Here is a 21,101-nt window from a genome sequence, read left to right as displayed (position 1 = left end):
AGGATATCCGCAAGTTGAAACTCAAATTCTGCATGGATAAAGGAAAGGTGAACGATTTGGCACAGGTAAATATTAAAGATATCTATCCGCTGTCCCCGATGCAGGAGGGAATGTTGTTTCATTCCATCCTCGACGCAAAATCAGAAGCTTACTTTGAGCAGACCGTTATTACCTTTAATGAAGTGCTGGATGTTCATCTGGTTCAGCAAAGCTTGCAGCAGCTCATGAATCGATATGATATATTCCGTACCATTTTTATGTATAAAGAAACAGAACGTCCGCTTCAAATTGTCTTGGAAGAACGTGATGCGTTGCCTGTTCATTTCGAGAATATCAGTGTTTTTCCCGAAGCTGAGAAAAGGGAGCATTTTACTGACTTTTTAAAGGGAGAGCGTCAAGTGGGTTTTGACTTGGAAAAAGATGTTCCGATTCGGCTTGCCCTGTTTGAATGGAGTGATGAGTCTTCCAGACTTGTCTGGAGTGTTCATCACATTATAATGGATGGTTGGTGCATGGGAACGGTAGCCCAGGAATTTTTCACCATCTATACTTCCCTTCGGTCCGGAGTGCCTGCACAATTGGATACGGTATATCCGTACAGCAGTTTTATTCAGTGGCTGGAGCAACAGGACAAGGAAGAAGCGACAGCCTATTGGCAGGGGTATTTAAATGGGCTTGAAAATGAAACGATTTTACCGGGCTATAACCGTCCATTGAATCCAATCTTCGAAGCAGACCGTTACACATGCAAGCTGGGGAAAGAATTGACTCAAGGAATGGAGAGAATAGCTAAACACTACCACACGACAGTCAGCACTGTATTTCAGACGGTATGGGGATCATTGCTTCAAATGTACAACCACAGCCGGGATGTTGTGTTCGGGTCCGTAGTATCCGGCAGACCAGATGAAGTTCCGGGAATTGAAAATATGGTGGGATTGTTCATTAACACAATACCAACACGCATAACCAGTGATGTGGACCAGAGATTTTCGGATCTGCTTATATCTGTGCAAAACTCCAACATCGAGTCTACTCAGTACTCTTATTCTTCCTTGGCAGATATTCAGAATCACACGGATTTGAAACAAAATTTAGTCCATCATATTGTTGTTTTTGAGAACTATCCTTATTCAGAGGAGCTTATTCATGCGGAAAAAGGGCCTGATACACTTCAGGTCACCGACGTGGAGGATATTGTACAGACCAACTATGATTTTAATGTGATTGTCGTTCCTGGATCACAGTATGAAGTTACTTTTAGTTACAATCGGCTGGTTTACGATGAAAATTGGATTAGGCTAATTGAAGCTCATCTTAAACGGGGACTGGAACAGATTGTTCAACAGCCGGATCTACTGATTTCCGATTTGGAATTTCTGACGACGGAAGAGAAAAGTCAGGTTTTATCCCAATTTAGCGGAGTACAGATCTCATATCCTTCTAGTGATACCATCCATCTTTGTTTTGAAAAACAAGTAGAAAAGACACCGAAGACAATAGCAGTTGTCTGTGAGAACTCCAGTCTGACTTATGCTGAGCTGAATGAACGTGCTAACCGACTAGCTCGTACCCTACGTAGTTACGGCACCACAACCGATCGGCTGGTTGGACTCATGACTGATCGTTCTATAGATATGGTGGTCGGCATCCTCGCTATTCTTAAAGCAGGAGGGGCATATGTACCCATCGATCCGTCATATCCAGAGGAACGTATCCGTTATATATTTGACGATTCCGGTGCAGACCTGCTTTTGACGCAAAGCCATCTTGTGGAAAAGGTCAAAGAGGCCGCTTTTGGAGGAAAAGTCCTAGTATTGGATGTAGATCCAACTATATATCACATGGAAGGGTCAAATCTGGAGGCTGTATCAGGAGCAAACGATCTAGCCTATGTCATATACACTTCAGGTACTACAGGACAGCCTAAAGGTGTAATGCTGGAGCACCATGGATTGTGTAACCTGAAAACGTATTTTGATGAAACATTGCAGATAAGTCCGTTAGATCGTGCCCTACTGTTTGCGAGCTACGCATTTGATGCTGCCTGCTGGGAAATATTCCAGGCGCTATTTTGTGGCGCGACACTTTACGTGCCTACTTCGGAAATCATACTGAACTACAACCAGTTTGAACAGTACATGGCGGATCATAAAATTACGGTGGCAGCATTACCTCCTACCTACGCCGTGTATCTAAACCCAGAACGAATGCCGGATCTGCGTATTCTGTTCACCGCTGGTTCCGCTTCCTCGATGGAGCTCGTAACCAAGTGGAAGGATCAGGTCTCCTATTTTAATGGTTACGGACCGACAGAAAACTCGGTAGCAACGTCCATTTGGCCGGTGTCGGAGCACCCCGGAGCAATCGATACCATTTCCATAGGACGTCCCGTACCCAACCACCGGGTGTACATGATCGATGCTCTTGGTCATCTTTTACCTGCTGGAATAGCAGGGGAGTTGTGTGTATCCGGCCCAGGACTGGCACGCGGTTACCTGCACCGTCCGGAATTAACGGCTGAACAATTTGTGACCAATCCGTTTGCAGGTGGGGAAGCGGGCTATGAACGCATGTATCGGACAGGCGACCTGGCAAGATGGTTGCCTGACGGTAACATTGAGTACATGGGCCGGATTGACCATCAGGTCAAAATTCGCGGTTACCGGATTGAACTGGGCGAAGTTGAGACGGCTATGCTGAAGGCAGATCGCATGCAAGAGGTCATCGTACTGGCACATGCTAACAGCCAAAACCAACACGAACTGGTTGCCTACTACGTGGCGGAACGCGAAGTGACGGGGAGCGAGCTTCGCAAGCAGTTAAGTGAAGAACTCCCGAATTATATGGTTCCCTCGCACTTTGTTCAGATGGAGCAAATGCCGCTCACACCCAACGGCAAAATCGACCGCAAGGCATTGCCGGCACCGGAACAGATTTCCCGTTCCACGCAGGAATATAGGGCTCCGCGGACAGCAGAGGAGCAGGCTCTGGCTCATGTGTGGGAGGCTGTACTAGGCGGCGGTCCGGTCGGACTGACGGATCAATTTTTTGATCGGGGCGGGGATTCGATCAAGGCGATTCAGGTATCCTCACGCCTGCTGCAGGCAGGGTACAAGCTGGATATCAAAGACTTGTTTAAGTACCCTGAGGTTGCTGAGCTAGCTACGCACCTGCGTGTGTCGGATACCCAATTAGCTGATCAGGAAGAGGTCAGCGGAGCAGTGGTGCTGACACCGATTCAGCAGTGGTTTGTGGAACAAGAGCAGCCTGTGCCGGACCACTTTAATCAGGCGGTTATGCTTCACCGGGAGCAAGGATTCGAGGAAGAGCCGCTACGCCAGGCACTGACGCAGTTGGTGGTGCACCATGACGCGTTGCGGATGGTGTTCCGCAAGGCAGAGCAAGGCTGGGAAGCGTGGAACCGCGGAGTGAAGGAAGGAAAGCTGTATGATCTGGAAGTGGCCGATTTCAAAGACGTGCCGATCGGTCCCACATTGGGTCAAGCTATAGAAGCCTGGGCCAGCACTATTCAGAGTAACATCCGACTGGATGAAGGACCTCTGTTGAAAGTGGGCCTGTTCCACTGCGCTGATGGGGACCATCTGCTACTGGCTATTCATCATATGGTGGTAGACGGCGTATCGTGGCGGATACTGTTGGAGGATTTGTCGAATGCCTATGAGCAGGCTGTACGTGGAGAAACCATACAGCTCCCGACGAAAACAGACTCCTTCCGGGTCTGGTCGGAGCGGTTGTCAGCCTATGCCGACAGCCCTGAGATGGAAAGTGAGCACGTATACTGGGAGCAATTGAATGAATTGACGGCATACGAGTCTTTAAAACTTTCAGAATTGCTGGATTATAATAAAAAACCATTGACCATAAATAACACAGCTACTTTGAGCTTAAAATTCACGAAAGAAGAGACTGATCAACTGCTAAAGCAGGCCCATCGCGCGTACAACACAGAAGTGAACGATCTGTTGCTGACGGCACTCGGCAAGACGTTAAGCACTTGGTCTGGCAGTGAGCAGGTTGCAATTCTTCTGGAAGGCCATGGCCGGGAAGAAATCATGAAGGATACGGATATATCACGAACGGTCGGCTGGTTTACAAGTCAATACCCGGTACTGCTGCGGATTAACCGGGAAGATGATATCTCCGGGCACATCAAACGGATGAAGGAGATGCTGCGCAGCATTCCACATAAAGGGATTGGATACGGCATCTGGAGATATCTCAGCCAGAACGGACCGTCCGAGGCAACATACGCCGAGCCACAGATCAGCTTTAATTATTTGGGCGAATTTGATCAAACGCTACAGCACAGCGAAACGCGCATGTCACCGTACTCCAGTGGAGCAGATGTTAACGAACAGACCCGTATGCCGTGTTCCCTGGATGTGGGGGGCATTGTAACAAATGAAATGCTTGAACTGGATATTCGTTATAACACAAAAGTATTACAGGAAGATAATGTAGTAAAACTAGCCAGGGAGCTCAAGCAGAACGTGTTGGAAGTGATTCGCCACTGTGTATCACGGGAGCGTTCTGAATTGACGCCGAGTGATGTGCTGCTTCCGGGTATAAGCCTGGAAGCATTGGACCGGATGGTGGAACAGATTCAGCCTGACGGAGAGCTTGAGAATATATACCCCATGACGCCGATGCAAAAAGGCATGCTGTTCCACAACATGCTGGATTCCCGGTCCAGTGCGTATGTGGAGCAGTCCACCTTTGAACTGAAGGGAACGCTGGATCTCGTAGCGTTTGCTGCCAGTCTGGACTTGCTGGTGCAGCGTCATTCAACACTGCGGACTAACTTCCGGAGCGATTTGCAGGATGAGCCCTTGCAAGTGGTATACCGGAGTAAACGCGGAGATTTGTACGTGGAGGATATACGTGAGAAGGAGAAGGCGGCGCAGGAGCAGTATATCGAGGAGTTCGCGCGTCGGGATCAGCAGAAGGGGTTTGATCTGGCAAAGGATACGCTGATGAGGGTATCCATCTTCCGTACATCAGACGATTCATACCATTTTGTATGGAGCTTCCATCACATCATAATGGACGGCTGGTGCTTGTCACTGGTCACCAATGAGGTCTTTGGAGGATATACCACCCTTACAGAAGGAAAGCCACCGCAATTCCCTGTGGTAACACCATACAGTCGATACATCGAATGGCTGGAGGAGCAGAACCGTCAGGAAGCAGCGGAGTATTGGAGTAGTTATCTGCAGGGCCATGAGGAGACGACGGTCTTGCCTCAGGCCAAAACAGGGAAGGCGAAGGGATATGAGGCTGAATATCTGGAATTTGATTTAGGTATAGACCTGACGGCGGAACTTCAGAAGCTGGCAAAGCAAGAACAGGTGACGATAAATACGCTGATGCAAACAGCCTGGGGTGTTTTGCTGCAAAAATATAACCGCACAGAGGATGTCGTTTTCGGTAGTGTGGTATCGGGACGTCCAGCGGACATTGCGGGAGTAGAGCAAATGATCGGACTTTTCATTAATACCATACCAGTCCGTATTCAAGGTGGACCGGCAACTGCATTTGCTGAGTTAATGAAGCAAACTCAGAGGCAGGCGCTTTCTGCCAATGCCTATGACACTTTCCCGCTATATGAAATTCAGGCACTGACCGAGCAGAAGCAGGATTTAATCAAGCACATTATGGTATTCGAAAATTATCCGGTGGAACAGCAGGTAGAACAGCTGGGAAGTGATGGGCAGGAACCATTCACGATTTCGAACGTGGTGGTCACAGAACAAACCAACTACGATTTGAATGTTGTCGTGATGCCGGGAGAAGGCATCAAGATTCGTTTTATGTATAACGCATTGAGCTTTGATCAAACCGGGATTGAGCGTCTGTATGGACATTTTGCCCGTCTGCTGGAGCAAATTTCGTTCAACCCGTATATTCGCGTTGAAGAACTGGAAATGGTGACAACGGCGGAAAGACAACAGATTACAGGCGAGTTTAACGACACGGCTTCTGTATATCCGCGCAATCAGACAATCCAAAAGCTGTTTGAGGAGCAGGCCGAACGTACGCCAGATCACGTGGCCGTCACTTTGGATCATCAATCGTTGACCTATCGGGAACTCAATGAGAAGGCTAACCGATTAGCGCATACGCTACAGACTGCTGGAGTGAAGGCCGATGAGCCTGTCGGCATTCTAACGGAGCGTTCGTTGGATATGATTATCGGAACGTTGGCTATTTTGAAGGTTGGAGGCGCGTATGTACCGATAGATCCTCAATATCCCGAAGATCGTATTCGCTATATGCTGGAGGATTCGGGAGCCAAACTGCTGCTGACTCAACAAGATTTACTGGATCGTTGCTATTTTGATGGACAGATTGTCAATCTGAATGATGATACGTCCTACAGTTCGGATGCTTCCAATTTGGGGATAGATGGAGCGGGCGAACATGCTGCTTATGTCATCTATACCTCGGGATCAACAGGCAAGCCTAAGGGCGTCGTTGTTGAGCATCAAAGTGTCGTTCGCTTGGTGCGTAATACGGATTATGTGCCGTTCGATGAATCGATCCGAATGTTGCAGACTTGCGCATTTGTATTTGATGTGTCTACGTTTGAAATTTGGGGGGCGCTACTGAACGGCGGTCGGCTTGTACTCGTGCATAAGGATGATCTTTTGGACGCAGCTAAGCTCAAGGAGACCATACGGGATCATCGCATCACCATGATGTGGCTGACTACACCGCTATTTAATCAGCTTTCGCAGCAGGACAGTAAATTGTTCGGAGATGTGAAGTATTTGCTGGTCGGAGGCGACGTGCTGTCTGCGCCGCATATTAACCGGGTGTTACGGGATAATCCGGACATGAATATCATTAACGGCTATGGACCAACGGAAAATACTACTTTTTCGACGGCTTATCATATTAAGGAAGAACAGCTTGATTCTGTGCCGATCGGGCGTCCTATCCGCAATTCGACGGCGTATGTGGTCGATTCGGCGTTTAACCTGCAGCCGATTGGAGCATGGGGTGAGCTGGTTGTTGGCGGAGACGGAGTCGCACGCGGTTACTTGAACCGTCCTGAATTGACGGCTGAGAGATTTCTTGCTAATCCGTGGGTGGACGGAGATCGCCTATACTGCACGGGAGACCTTGTTCGCTGGCGTGAAGACGGTACATTGGAATACGCTGGACGGATGGATCAACAAGTTAAAATTCGCGGCTACCGAATTGAGCTGGGCGAGGTCGAGTCGGCTATGCTGAAAATAGATCGTATCCAAGAGGTCAGCGTACTGGCCCATGCGACAAACCAAAACCAACACGAACTGGTTGCCTACTACGTGGCGGAACGCGAAGTGACGGGGAGTGAGCTTCGCAAGCAGCTGAGTGAAGAACTCCCGAATTATATGGTTCCCTCGCACTTTGTTCAGATGGAGCAAATGCCGCTCACACCCAACGGCAAAATCGACCGTAAGGCATTGCCGGCACCAGAACAGATTTCCCGTTCTACGCAGGAATATAGGGCTCCGCGGACAGCAGAGGAGCAGGCTCTGGCTCATGTGTGGGAGGCTGTACTGGGCGGCGGTCCGGTCGGATTGACGGATCAATTTTTTGATCGGGGCGGGGACTCGATCAAGGCGATTCAGGTATCCTCACGCCTACTGCAGGCAGGATACAAGCTGGATATCAAAGACTTGTTTAAGTACCCTGAGGTTGCTGAGCTAGCTACGCACCTGCGTGTGTCGGATACCCAATTAGCTGATCAGGAAGAGGTCAGCGGAGCCGTGCTGCTGACACCGATTCAGCAGTGGTTTGTGGAACAAGAGCAGCCTGTGCCGGACCACTTTAATCAGGCGGTTATGCTTCACCGGGAGCAAGGATTCGAGGAAGAGCCGCTACGCCAGGCACTGACGCAGTTGGTGGTGCACCATGACGCGTTGCGGATGGTGTTCCGCAAGGCAGAGCAAGGCTGGGAAGCGTGGAACCGCGGAGTGAAGGAAGGAAAGCTGTATGATCTGGAAGTGGCCGATTTCAAAGACGTGCCGATCGGTCCCACATTGGGTCAAGCTATAGAAGCCTGGGCCAGCACTATTCAGAGTAACATCCGACTGGATGAAGGACCTCTGCTGAAAGTGGGCCTGTTCCACTGCGCTGATGGGGACCATCTGCTACTGGCTATTCATCATATGGTGATAGACGGCGTATCGTGGCGGATACTGTTGGAGGATTTGTCGAATGCCTATGAGCAGGCTGTACGTGGAGAAGCCATACAGCTCCCGACGAAAACAGACTCCTTCCGGGTCTGGTCGGAGCGGTTGTCAGCCTATGCCGACAGCCTTGAGATGGAAAGTGAGCACGCATACTGGGAGCAATTGAATGAACTGGCGGCATCCGAGTCGCCCCAACTTCCAGTGTCCCAAGAGCATAGCGATAAGTTTACGCAGCAAGACATGGGTATCGTAAATGTGAGGCTTACGAAGGAAGAGACTGATCAACTACTGAAGCAAGCCCACCGCGCGTACAACACAGAAGTGAATGATTTGTTGTTGACGGCACTCGGCAAGACGCTAAGCGCTTGGACTGGCAGTGAAAAGGTTGCGATTCTTCTCGAAGGCCATGGCCGGGAAGAAATCATAAAAGATACGGATATATCACGGACGATTGGCTGGTTTACGAGTCAATACCCGGTACTGCTGCGGATTAACCGGGAAGATGATATCTCCGGGCACATCAAACGGATGAAGGAGATGCTGCGCAGCATTCCACATAAAGGAATTGGGTATGGCATCTGGAGATATCTCAGCCAGAATGGACCGTCCGGGGCAACATACGCCGAGCCACAGATCAGCTTTAATTATTTGGGCGAATTTGATCAGACACTGCAGCATAGCGGCATGCATTTTTCTCCATATTCCAGCGGAGCTAATACTCATGAATTGACCCAAATGTCCTGTGTTATGGACGTGGGAGGACTCGTTACAGATGGCATGCTGGAACTAAGTATTCAATACAACATTAAGGCACTCCAACAAAATGCTGCTGAGCAACTAGCAGAGCAATTCAAGCAGAACGTGCTGGAAGTGATTCAGCATTGTGCATCTCGGGAGCACTCCGAATTGACACCAAGTGATGTGCTGCTTTCGGACTTAAGCCTTGAAGAACTGGACCAGATGGTGGAGCAGATTCAGCCTGACGGAGAGCTTGAGAATATGTACCCCATGACGCCGATGCAAAAAGGCATGCTGTTTCACAACATGCTGGATTCCCAGTCGATCGCCTATGTGGAGCAGTCCACCTTTGAATTGAAGGGAACGCTGGATCTCGCTGCATTCGCCGCCAGTCTGGACTTGTTGGTACAGCGTCATTCAGCTCTGCGGACCAACTTCCGGAGCGATTTGCAGGACCAGCCGCTGCAAGTGGTGTACCGGAATAAACGCGGAGAACTGTACGTAGAGGATATACGTGAGAAGGAGAAGTCGGCGCAAGAGCAGTATATCGAGGAGTTCACGCGTCGAGATCAGCAGAGGGGCTTTGATCTGGCAAAGGATGCACTGATGCGTGTATCTATCTTGCGTACATCAGATGATTCATACCATTTTGTATGGAGCTTCCACCACATCATAATGGATGGCTGGTGTTTGTCGCTGGTTACCAACGAAGTCTTTGGAGGATATACCGCCCTAGCAGAAGGGAAGCAACCGCAATTGCCTGTGGTAACACCCTACAGCCGATACATCGAATGGCTGGAGGGACAGAACCGTCAGGAAGCAGCGGAATATTGGAACGGTTACCTGCGGGGCTATGAGGAGACGGCGGTCTTGCCGCAGGCCAAAACAGGGAAGACCCAGGGATATGTGGCCGAATATCTGGAATTTGATTTGGGTATAGACCTGACAACGGCTCTACTGCAATTGGCAAAGCAAGAACAGGTAACGATAAACACGCTGATGCAAACGGCCTGGGGTGTTTTGTTGCAAAAGTATAATGGCACAGAGGATGTCGTTTTCGGGAGCGTGGTATCTGGACGTCCAGCGGACATTGCCGGAGTAGAGCAGATGATTGGACTATTCATTAACACGGTCCCCGTCCGTATTCAAGGCGGACAAGCAACTGCATTTACAGATCTGATGAAGCAAACTCAGCGACAGGCGCTTGCTTCGGGAACATACGAAACGTTCCCACTCTATGAGATTCAGGCACAGGCAGAGCAAAAAGTGGAACTGATTAATCATATTATGGTATTTGAGAACTATCCGGTGGATGAACAAATTGAGCAATTAGGTGAAAGGGAGGAAGCTGATTTTAAAATAACCGGAGCAGGAGCGGTTGAGCAGACGAATTATGATTTTAACATCGTGGTGTTACCGGGAGAGACGCTACGAGTTCATTTTGGTTACAATGCCCAGGTATATGATTATGAAAGGGTAGAGCAGATCCAGGGGCATTTGCTGCAACTGCTGGAGCAAATCAAGATCAATCCAGCTGGCCGGATTTGCGAGCTGGATATATTAACCGCGCAGGAACGCGAGCAAATGCTGGATGCTTGGTGTGACACGACAGCAGCATATCCACGTGAGCAGACGATTCACGGGTTGTTTGAGGAGCAGGTCTTGCGAACACCGGAGCAGGTAGCTGTATATTTTGAAGGAGCGCAAGTGACCTACCGTGAATTAAATGAGCGAGCGAACCGTCTGGCGCGTACTTTACGCAGTAACGGTGTGATGGCAGACGGCCTAGTCGGCCTGATGACAGAGCGATCGATTGACATGATTGTCGGCATCTTGGGTATTTTGAAAGCAGGGGGCGCCTACATTCCGATCGATCCGACTTATCCGGAGAACCGCATCCGTTATATGCTGGACGATTCAGGTACGGAACTGCTGTTAACGCAGCAGCATTTGGTTGAAAAAGTGGAATTTAGGGACAAGGTACTGCTGTTGGATGCAGAAATGGGCGAAGGCAGTGCGGATGCAAGTACGGCTGAGGCAAAAGGAAAAGCTATATCCGCATATCACAGGGATGGTTCGAATTTGAAAGCCACATCCGGTCCTCATAACCTAGCGTATGTAATCTATACGTCTGGAACGACAGGCCAGCCTAAGGGAGTCATGCTCGAGCATCGTGGACTCTGCAATCTGCATACGTATTTCAGGGAGACATTGCGAATCAGCAGTTCCGACCGTGTTGTATCGTTCGCCAGCTTTTCCTTTGATGCGGCATGCTGGGAAATGCTTCAGGCGCTCTTCAACGGGGCCACTTTATGTATCCCGACATCAGAGACCATTCTCAGCTATGACAAGTTTGAGCAGTATATGGCGGATCATCACATTACAATTGCAACGCTGCCCCCAACCTATGCCATATATTTGAGCCCAGAACGAATGCCGGAACTACGCATCCTGTTCACGGCCGGATCGGCGACCAGCACTGAACTGGTTACTAAATGGAGAGACGGTGTGACCTATGTTAACGCCTACGGTCCAACGGAAAATTCCATAGCAACGTCTGTCTGGCCTGTACCGAGAGGTCCCGAAGCAGGGGGGGGGATATCAATCGGACGCCCTGTACCGAATCACCGCGTGTACATGGTCGATGCACATGGGCAGCTTGCACCAGCAGGAATCCCCGGTGAACTGTGTGTATCCGGTCCAGGATTGGCACGCGGTTACCTGCACCGCCCGGAATTAACGGCTGAACAATTTGTGGCTAATCCGTTTGCTGGCGGGGAAGCGGGCTATGAACGCATGTATCGGACAGGCGACCTGGCAAGATGGATGCCTGATGGCAACATTGAGTATCTGGGTCGGATTGACCATCAGGTCAAAATTCGCGGTTACCGGATTGAACTGGGTGAAGTTGAGGCGGCTATGCTGAAGGCAGATCGCATGCAAGAGGTCATCGTACTGGCACATGCAAACAGCCAAAACCAACACGAACTGGTTGCCTACTACGTGGCGGAACGGGAAGTGACGGGGAGCGAGCTTCGCAAGATGCTAAATGAAGAACTCCCGAATTATATGGTCCCTTCACACTTCATTCAATTGCAGAACGTACCTCTTACGCCAAACGGTAAAATTGATCGAAAGGCACTGCCGATACCAGAAGATCGTTTGGCCGACCATGTTGCACCCCGAACGTGGATGGAAATAAAATTGGTAGACATCTGGCAGGATGTACTGGGTCTACCGCAAGTAGGCATCAACGAAAATTTCTTTGAAATTGGTGGTCATTCGCTACGGGCGACGACACTGACTTCTAGAGTTCGCAAAGATTTAAATAAACCGATGGAATTGCAAAACATATTTGAGGCACCGACGATTGAGCAATTGGCGGCCTTGCTTGAAGAACAGGATCAAATCACATATGCATCCATTCCGGTGGCTGAAAAACGCGACACTTACCCGCTTTCTTTCGCACAGACACGGATGTATGTGCTTCACCAGCTGGATCCGGATGGAATAAGCTATAACACCACATCAGCACTGAGAGTAATCGGTCCGATAGATATGAAACAGGTGGAAGAGGTATTCCATCAATTAATTTCACGTCATGCGGCCCTACGGACAAGCTTTGAACTGGTGAATGGTGTGCCGATGCAGCGGGTGCACGATACGATTCACTTTGAGTTGGAATATGCCACAATATCAGAACTGCGGACAGAATCCAATGAACTTATGCTTGAGAATTTAGCAAAAGAACATACCCGTTCCTTTGTGCGCCCATTTGACTTGAGGATCGCTCCGTTGCTACGTGTAAAGCTGGTCAAATGGGGATTGGACGAAGAAGGACAGGAGCCGCAGCACTTATTGCTGCTTGATATGCACCACATCGTTTCAGACGGGGTATCCATTGAAATATTAGCTGGTGATTTTGCCCGCTTATATAGCGGTGAAGTATTATCTCCGCTGCGTATTCAATATACGGACTATGCTGTGTGGCAGCATAGCAAAACTCAGCAGGAGCGAATAAAGAGTGAGGGAGAGTACTGGCTGAATAGATTTAGTGGTGATTTGCCTCAACTGGATTTGCCAACTGATTTTGAGCGTCCGGCAACACGATGTACGAAAGGTGACGCTGTTGAATTTGAAATGGGACAGGAATTGACCCAGTCTTTAAAAGAACTGGCGGTGCACACGGATTCTACGCTGTACATGGTACTTATGGCTGCATACACAGCATTGTTGCATTATTACACAGGGCAGGAAGACATCATTGTCGGTACTCCGATTGCAGGTAGACCGCATGCTGACCTGGAGTCTATGCTCGGTATGTTTGTCGGCACGCTCGCATTACGTAATCATCCTCACGCTGAACAGACGTTTTATAACTGCATTGAGGACGCCAAGACATGTGCACTGCAAGCATATGCGCATCAGGATTATCCGTTTGAGGAGCTGGTGGAAAAGCTCGACCTGAAACGAGATATGAGCCGTAATCCGTTGTTCGACACGATGTTTGTATTGCAGAATGTGGAGAAAAAAGAAGTGAAGTTGGACAAGTTGTTCTTCCGCTCTTTTGGCATAGAGCAGGTTTCTGCGAAATTCGACCTGACGCTTGAAGTCAGTGAGGAGGAAGCATCTATCCAGCTCCAATTTCTGTACGCTACATCTTTGTTTAAACGGGAAACGATAGAAAGTATGGCAAGGCATTTTGTACAGTTGGTCAAAACCGTTGTAGCCGATCCCAATACTAAGCTGGGCGAATTGGCGCTGATTTCGGAAGAAGACAAAGGGATTCTAAAAAAACATAGGGACACCCTAAAGGCTTCTCGCTACTGGAGTACTCTGCTCGAAGGCTATGAAGAAGCACCTCAATTGCCATATGCCAATCTGATGGGGCGCAGTCTATATCAGACAGAGCATCTGGAGATTAATTTGAATGTTGAACGAACGGTGGCGCTGCAGCGAATTGCACTGAATGAGCAGGTGAAGACAAATACGTTGCTGCAGACAGCCTGGGGAATTTTATTGCAAAAGTATAGCGGTACAGATGATGTGGTGTTCGCTTGCTCCATATCAAGTCCCTTGACAGATATATTGGAATCGAAGCATTTAATTGGACTGGGTAACCACACCTTACCAGTCCGCATTCGAACCGAAGCAGGAGCGAACTTTATCGGGTTGATGAGAAAAGTGCAGCAGCAAACCGATGAATCTGCGGTATATGAACATTTACCAATGTCTGAAATGGTTACAACGAAAGTGCAACAACTGGCACTCTTTGGCCATAGAATGGTGTTTGAGACTACTTTGGAAGAGGCCAATACTGAGCAAGAAAGCTATGATTTAAGCATCATAGTATTTCAGGGAGATACGCTACGGATTGATTTTACCTATAATGCCCAGGTATATGATCATCAGAGTGTGTCGCAGATTCAAGGACATCTACTGCAGTTGCTGGATCAAATTATAGCGAATCCGGATAGTTTAATTGAGGAAATGGATCTGTTGACTATGCAGGAGCGGGAGCACATCATCCAGGTGTGGGGAAATACCACGGCAGAGTATCCGCGTGAACAAACAATTCACGGACTGTTCGAGGAACAGGTTTTGCAGACTTCGGATCAGACAGCGGTATATTTTGAAGGTCAACAATTGACCTACCATGAATTGAACGAGCGCGCTAACCGGTTGGCCCGTACTTTACGCAGCTATGGCGTGAAAGCCGATAGTCTGGTTAGTCTGATGACAGAGCGTTCCGTAGATATGATTGTGGGCATATTGGCAATTTTGAAGGCGGGGGGAGCATATATCCCGATAGACCCAACCTATCCGGAGGAACGCATCCGCTACATGTTAGACGACTCAGGTACCGAACTGTTGTTAACGCAACAGCACCTGACGGAAAAGGTGCTGTTTGGAGGCAAGGTGTTGGTGCTTGACGGTGAACAGGACGGAGTTGCTTCCGATACAAGAAAAGCGGATGTACGCGGGGAAATGCTGTCCGTATATCATCAAAACGGTTCGAATCTGGAGGCTGTATCGGGTCCAAACGATCTAGCATATGTCATCTATACGTCCGGGACGACGGGTCAACCTAAGGGAGTCATGCTTGAGCATCACGGTCTTAGTAATCTTAAAACCTACTTCGAGCAAAAGTTGAGTATTGGCTTGTCCGATCGGGTTGTCATGTTTGCCAGTTATTCGTTTGATACGTCATGCTCGGAAATAATCCAGTCTTTACTATGCGGAGCGACATTGTATATACCTTCCTCCGAGACTATTTTGAATTATGAACGTTTCGAGCAGTACATGGCTGCCTGCAAAATTACAATTGCAACGCTGCCGCCAAACTATGCTGTATACCTGAACCCGGATCGCATGCCTGATTTGCGTGTTCTGCTTACAGCAGGATCGGCCTCTACCGCAGAACTGGTGTCCAAATGGAAGGACCGGGTGGCTTATTACAATGCGTATGGTCCTACCGAAAATTCCGTTGCAACGTCTCTTTGGCCGGTATCGGAAGAAAATTCTGAGTTAGGTGGAATCATATCCATCGGGCGGCCTGTATCTAATCACCGCGTGTATATGGTGGATATACACGGAAATCTTTCACCTGCAGGAGTCCCTGGTGAGCTGTGTGTATCCGGTCCGGGGCTGGCACGCGGCTATCTACACCGTCCAGAGCTGACAAAAGAAAAATTCGTAGCCAATCTGTTTGCAGCAGAGGAAGTTGGCTATGAGCGAATGTACCGTACAGGTGACTTGGCACGATGGTTGCCAGATGGAAACATTGAATATTTGGGTAGGATTGACCATCAGGTCAAAATCCGCGGGTATCGGATTGAGCTCGGTGAGATTGAAGCGCAAATTATTAAGGTGGACGGTGTTAAAGAATCTATTGTCATGGCTCGTGCAGATCAGCAGGGAGACTATCATTTGGCTGCTTACTACGTAGCTGAAAAAGAAATCAGCGGCAGTATGATGTTGAATTTGCTGAATGAAAAATTGCCGAACTATATGGTACCGTCGTATTTTATACAACTGCAGAACATGCCGCTGACACCGAACGGGAAAATTGATCGCAAGGCACTGCCGGCATTCGAGGAACATGCTGATTTGACTGCAGAATATGCAGCGCCGCGCACTGCCATGGAAGTGAAGTTAGCACAAATTTGGAGAGAGGTACTCGACATTCCGTCCGTCGGAATTCATCATAATTTCTTTGCCATTGGCGGACATTCACTTCGTGCGACAGCGTTGGCCGCAAAAATTCACAAAGAACTGAATATCGAGTTACCGTTGCGTTATGTATTTGACTTTCCAACAATTGAGCAAATGGCGCAGGCTGTTTATGAATTGTCTCCAAATCCATTTGCAGCGATTCCTGTTGCCGAATTGAGAGACAGTTATCCAGCATCTATAACTCAAAATAGACTATACGTTTTGAGCAGCATGAATAACTACAATATGTCTGCCATGCTTTTGATGGAAGGGGAACTGAATTTTTTAAGATTAGAAAGAGCGCTTAAGCAATTAGTTCAGCGTCATGATACATTGCGAACCTCTTTTGAATTCGTAGATGATAAACTGGTACAACGGATTCACGACCATGTCGATTTCACTTTGGAGGTTATGCAGGGACACGGCGAGAACGAAGCAAGAGCAATGATGAGACAATTTATCAGACCTTTTGATCTTGGGAAGGCACCGTTACTTCGAGCTGCTCTGTTGCAAGAATCTCCACAGCGTCATTGGTTTATGTTTGACATGCATCATGTGATTTCAGATGGTGTATCCATGAGTATATTGCTGAACGAGCTGCCCGCACTGTATGAAGAAAAAACGTTGCCCGCCTTGCGAATTCAATACAAGGATTATGCGGTATGGCAGCAAGGAGATATTGGTAGCTCATGGATGGAAAAACAAGAAGAATACTGGCTCAAGCAAATGAGCGGCGATATTCCAATTTTGGGTATCCCAGTCGACTTTGAAAGACCTGCAACACGTAGCACTTCGGGCAGCACTGTTTCCTTTGCCATTTCACCTCAGGACGTGGACCGTTTGAAAGAAATCAGTTTGCAGGCGGGAGCTACTTTATTTATGGTATTACTGGCAGCCTACAAGACCCTATTGTTCAAGTACAGCGCTCAGGAGGATATCGTTGTTGGAACGCCTATTGCAGGTAGACAGCATCACGATTTGCAGCCTGTCGTCGGCATGTTTGTCAACACGCTCGCATTGCGGAGCTTTCCTGAAGGGGATAAGTCTTTTTACGAATACGTTCAGGAAGTAAAGGACCAGGTGCTTGATGCCTTTGAGCATCAGGATTATCCGTTTGAATTGCTGGTGGAGAAGCTGAATGTACAGAGGGACCTGAGCCGAAATCCGCTGTTCGATACTCTTTTTGAGCTAGATAACATGGACTCTGGTACGACGGAATTCCAAGACTTACAGGTTACTCTGTGCCCAGGCGAACAGAATATGGCAAAATTCGATTTGACACTTACGGCCATGGAAAGCTCTGAAGGTTTGGTTTTCAGCTTCACATATGCCGATAGCCTGTACAAGAGAAGCACGATTAAACGAATGGCCGATCACTTCATCCAGTTGATTAAAGCTGTTGTAGATGAACCACAGACAAAGCTTTCTGAAATTGAGATCATTACGCCGCAGGAAATTGAAATGATATTGGATGTCTGGGGAAATACCGAGGTGAAATACCCATGTGAAAAAACCATTCATCAATTATTCGAAGAACAGGTAGAGAAGACTCCAGATCAAGTAGCTGTAGTTTTTGGAGATAGCCAGATCACATATAACGAATTAAATGTGCGTGCAAACCAACTGGCTCGCGTGCTAAGAGCAGAAGGAGTCCAGGCGGATCAATTGGTCGGAATGATTATGGAGCGCTCTATCGAAATGATTGTGGGGATTTTTGGTATTTTAAAAGCTGGTGGGGGATATGTACCTATCGACCCTGAGTTTCCGGAGGAACGTATGCTCTATATGTTACAAGACAGCCATATTAGGCTTATGGTTGCCAAGCCAGAAATGGCCGCGAAGGTACCGTCGGATGTGCTGGTCATTTCACCTGATAGTCACAGGCTATCCGCAGAAGACTGTTCCAACTTGGCTGAAGTATGTGACCCTGGCCATTTGGCTTATGTGATGTATACCTCAGGTACAACGGGCAAACCCAAAGGAGTGATGATTCAACACTCTAATGTCGTTAATATGACAACCGCATTTAGACAACAAGTATATAAGAAATACAAATCGCCAATGCGGATGGCATGGCTATCGCCGTATGTATTTGATGCATCAGTGAAACAAATTTTCCCATGTCTGCTTCTCGGGCATGCGCTTCACGTGGTGCCGAGAGAGATTAGCACCAATGGTCATCGTTTGGCTGATTATTTCAGATCCCAACGGATGGATTTTACTGATGGTACACCGGCACACATGCATATGCTGACGGAAATGCAAGACTCCGTTGCAGATCTGAATGTACAGCATTTTATTTTTGGAGCAGAGGCGCTGCCCGGTCATCTCGTTAAAACATTTTTGAGCACCCGGCCCGGATATCGTCCGCAAATAACTAATGTTTATGGTCCTACCGAGTGCTGCGTAGACACAACTGCGTACGACATTGACGGGGAGACGATGACAGCTTGGACACATACGGTGCCGATTGGCAAGCCAATGGCTAACCAGCACGTATATATTATGGATATGAATCGGAAGTTGGTTCCGATAGGAATTGCAGGTGAAATCTACATCGGTGGTGATGGAGTAGGGCGAGGTTATATGGGAAATCGTGAGCTGACAGATGAGAAATTTATAGCAGACCCCTTCAAACCAGGAAAACGTATGTACCGCACAGGAGATTTGGCGCGATGGATGGCAGATGGAAATATTGAATATTTAGGCAGGATGGATCATCAGGTGAAAATTCGGGGTTACCGAATTGAACTTGGAGAAGTGGAAGCGCAAATAATGAACCTGCCTGCGATCCGTAAAGCGGTGGTTATTGCTCGTGAGAATGAATCAGGACAAAAAGATTTATGTGCTTATTTTGTGGCTGATAGGGATCTGACCATTCAGGAACTTAAAGCAGCGTTGGTTCCCAATCTTCCGATGTACATGCTGCCAAGCTATTTTGTTCAATTGGAGAAAATGCCGTTGACCACTAACGGAAAAATTGATCGTAAATTGCTTCCTGTGCCGGACGGAGACATTCAAACAGGTGTTGAATATGCAGCACCGCGAAACGACATGGAACGGCAAATGGTAGATATTTGGAAACAGAATCTGGGTGTCAGTATTGTTGGCATTGATGATAACTATTTTGATTTAGGCGGACACTCCCTAAAAGCCATTCAATTGGTTTCACAGGCTCAGGCTGTTGGCATTGAAATAGGGATTAATCAGGTGTTTCAATATCAGACTATTCGCCAAATGTCAGAGTATATGCGAGCAGACACTTCGATGCCGGATATGTTAACACGTGATATTGCCGAGGCAATCGACATCATCGAAAAGGCTTATGACGTATATGCTCATTTCCAATCAACAACTGTTGAAGGGCGAGATCAATTAACTTTGCACATAGATCCTTTTGATTCTATACAAGCAGAGGCCCTAAAGAAAGTCATTTTGTCACGCCTTCATCCTGACCTTCATCCACATCATTTGCTTCCTTTTGAAGCAGCTGCTCAAGTACCTGACTGTGAAAAGCTGTACACAGATACGATGGTAGACGATGAAGCTGTGAAGCGGCATGCTGAGGAATGGCTGGAACATCTGCTGCGGATGAATGACCAATGGAATAGCACGATGCTGGCAGGAGAGCCTTTACAACGCTATGCGCTTGCTCCCGCTCAACATTATCATTTGGAGCATCCGCAATCCTCAGGAGGTGTCATTCCTTTTGATAGTTACCTGCTGGATGTAGAACGGTTATCTGCAATCATGCAACGTCTGATAGAGCGCCATGAACTCTTTAGAAGTGTGTTGGTCCAAACGGATGTCGGATGGGAATGGGAAATGTTGTCCATGAAGGAGCGCATGGACATTCCAATGATAGATTTATCGAACTACGGTGCAGAGATGCAAAATCGTATACTCTCACATATATTGCCTGCATTCTTTATGAACCCTTATGAAACAACCGGAAACTTATTATATCGTATTGCGCTTGTCCGCCTCAATTTAAGGGATCATTTGCTGCTGCTCCCTTGTTCACATCTCATCTATGATGGCATGAGCGGAGAGGTCGTTAAGAGTGAGTTGTACCGTGCATATGAAGATATAAGCAATGTAAAAGGGCAACTAGCAGGAAGCTACCGTGATTATGTGAGTCAGGTCCGCAAAGGACCTCAGGGCATGGGCGATCAAGAGATTGTTGACAAATTTCGCTTGTCCGCATTTGCTGCTGCTTCGGATGCTGTAGTCCTCGCAATTGATGAGCGCAACCATACAACGGGCACAGATGTGACAGTAGAACTTGCAGATTTGAATGATTCTGACGCAATCGGACACATGTGGGACTTGGCTATACGCCTAGCTAACCGCTTTTTCCGCAGATATTTGCAAGTGGACGAGATTCCTATTCTTCTCACCAATTATGGACGGGCATACGAGGACAAGCAGTATTTTGATATTATAGGTGAATTTATAGACCAAATCCCTGTACTGCTTACAGATGCGGATGAACATGGGCATGAGATCAGAAATAGTATGCAGTTGGCCGTATCGCGTAACCTGAATTTTCTAAATCTCATATACAATGATGAAATGGCTTCGTTGTATCCGCAGTCTAATAGGTATCTGAAGCATAGCCTGAATAAGCTACCTATTGTCTTCAATTACCTTGGCGAAGCGTCAGATAAATATCAGCTGTTTAAAAATATCGAGCCAGAAGAGAGGGACATCTATCGGGATCCAATCATTTTCTTTACTGTTCAGCATGTGGAAAATGCATTGCAAATCTCACTGGAACTTCCTTTTAAAGAAAATCCAGAAACCGTTAAAGCGTTGTTGGAAACAGAGCTAGCGAATTTACTAGTAACAGACGAAAATGGAATAATGTCCACCTAATTTTCACTCAAGGCATTAAAAACAAGCTCCGAGTTCAAAATAGGGAAACTGGGCCCCAAAGCT

1 protein-coding gene is annotated in these 21,101 nt (G+C 47.8%); it reads left to right on the top strand.

From position 1 onward, the window contains the following. The first annotated feature begins 14 nt into the window (after nucleotides 1–14). Nucleotides 15–21,038, top strand: a complete 21,024-nt coding sequence (locus MKX59_RS15185; protein WP_340858508.1) for a non-ribosomal peptide synthase/polyketide synthase — start codon at nucleotides 15–17, stop codon at nucleotides 21,036–21,038. Nucleotides 21,039–21,101 lie beyond the last annotated feature (63 nt).

Origin of the sequence: Paenibacillus sp. FSL R7-0340 (assembly GCF_038002205.1) — a bacterium.
GTDB lineage: Bacteria > Bacillota > Bacilli > Paenibacillales > Paenibacillaceae > Paenibacillus > Paenibacillus polymyxa_B.
The sequence above is the reverse complement of the archived record's forward strand: the minus strand, read 5'-3'. Positions and strand labels throughout refer to the sequence as shown.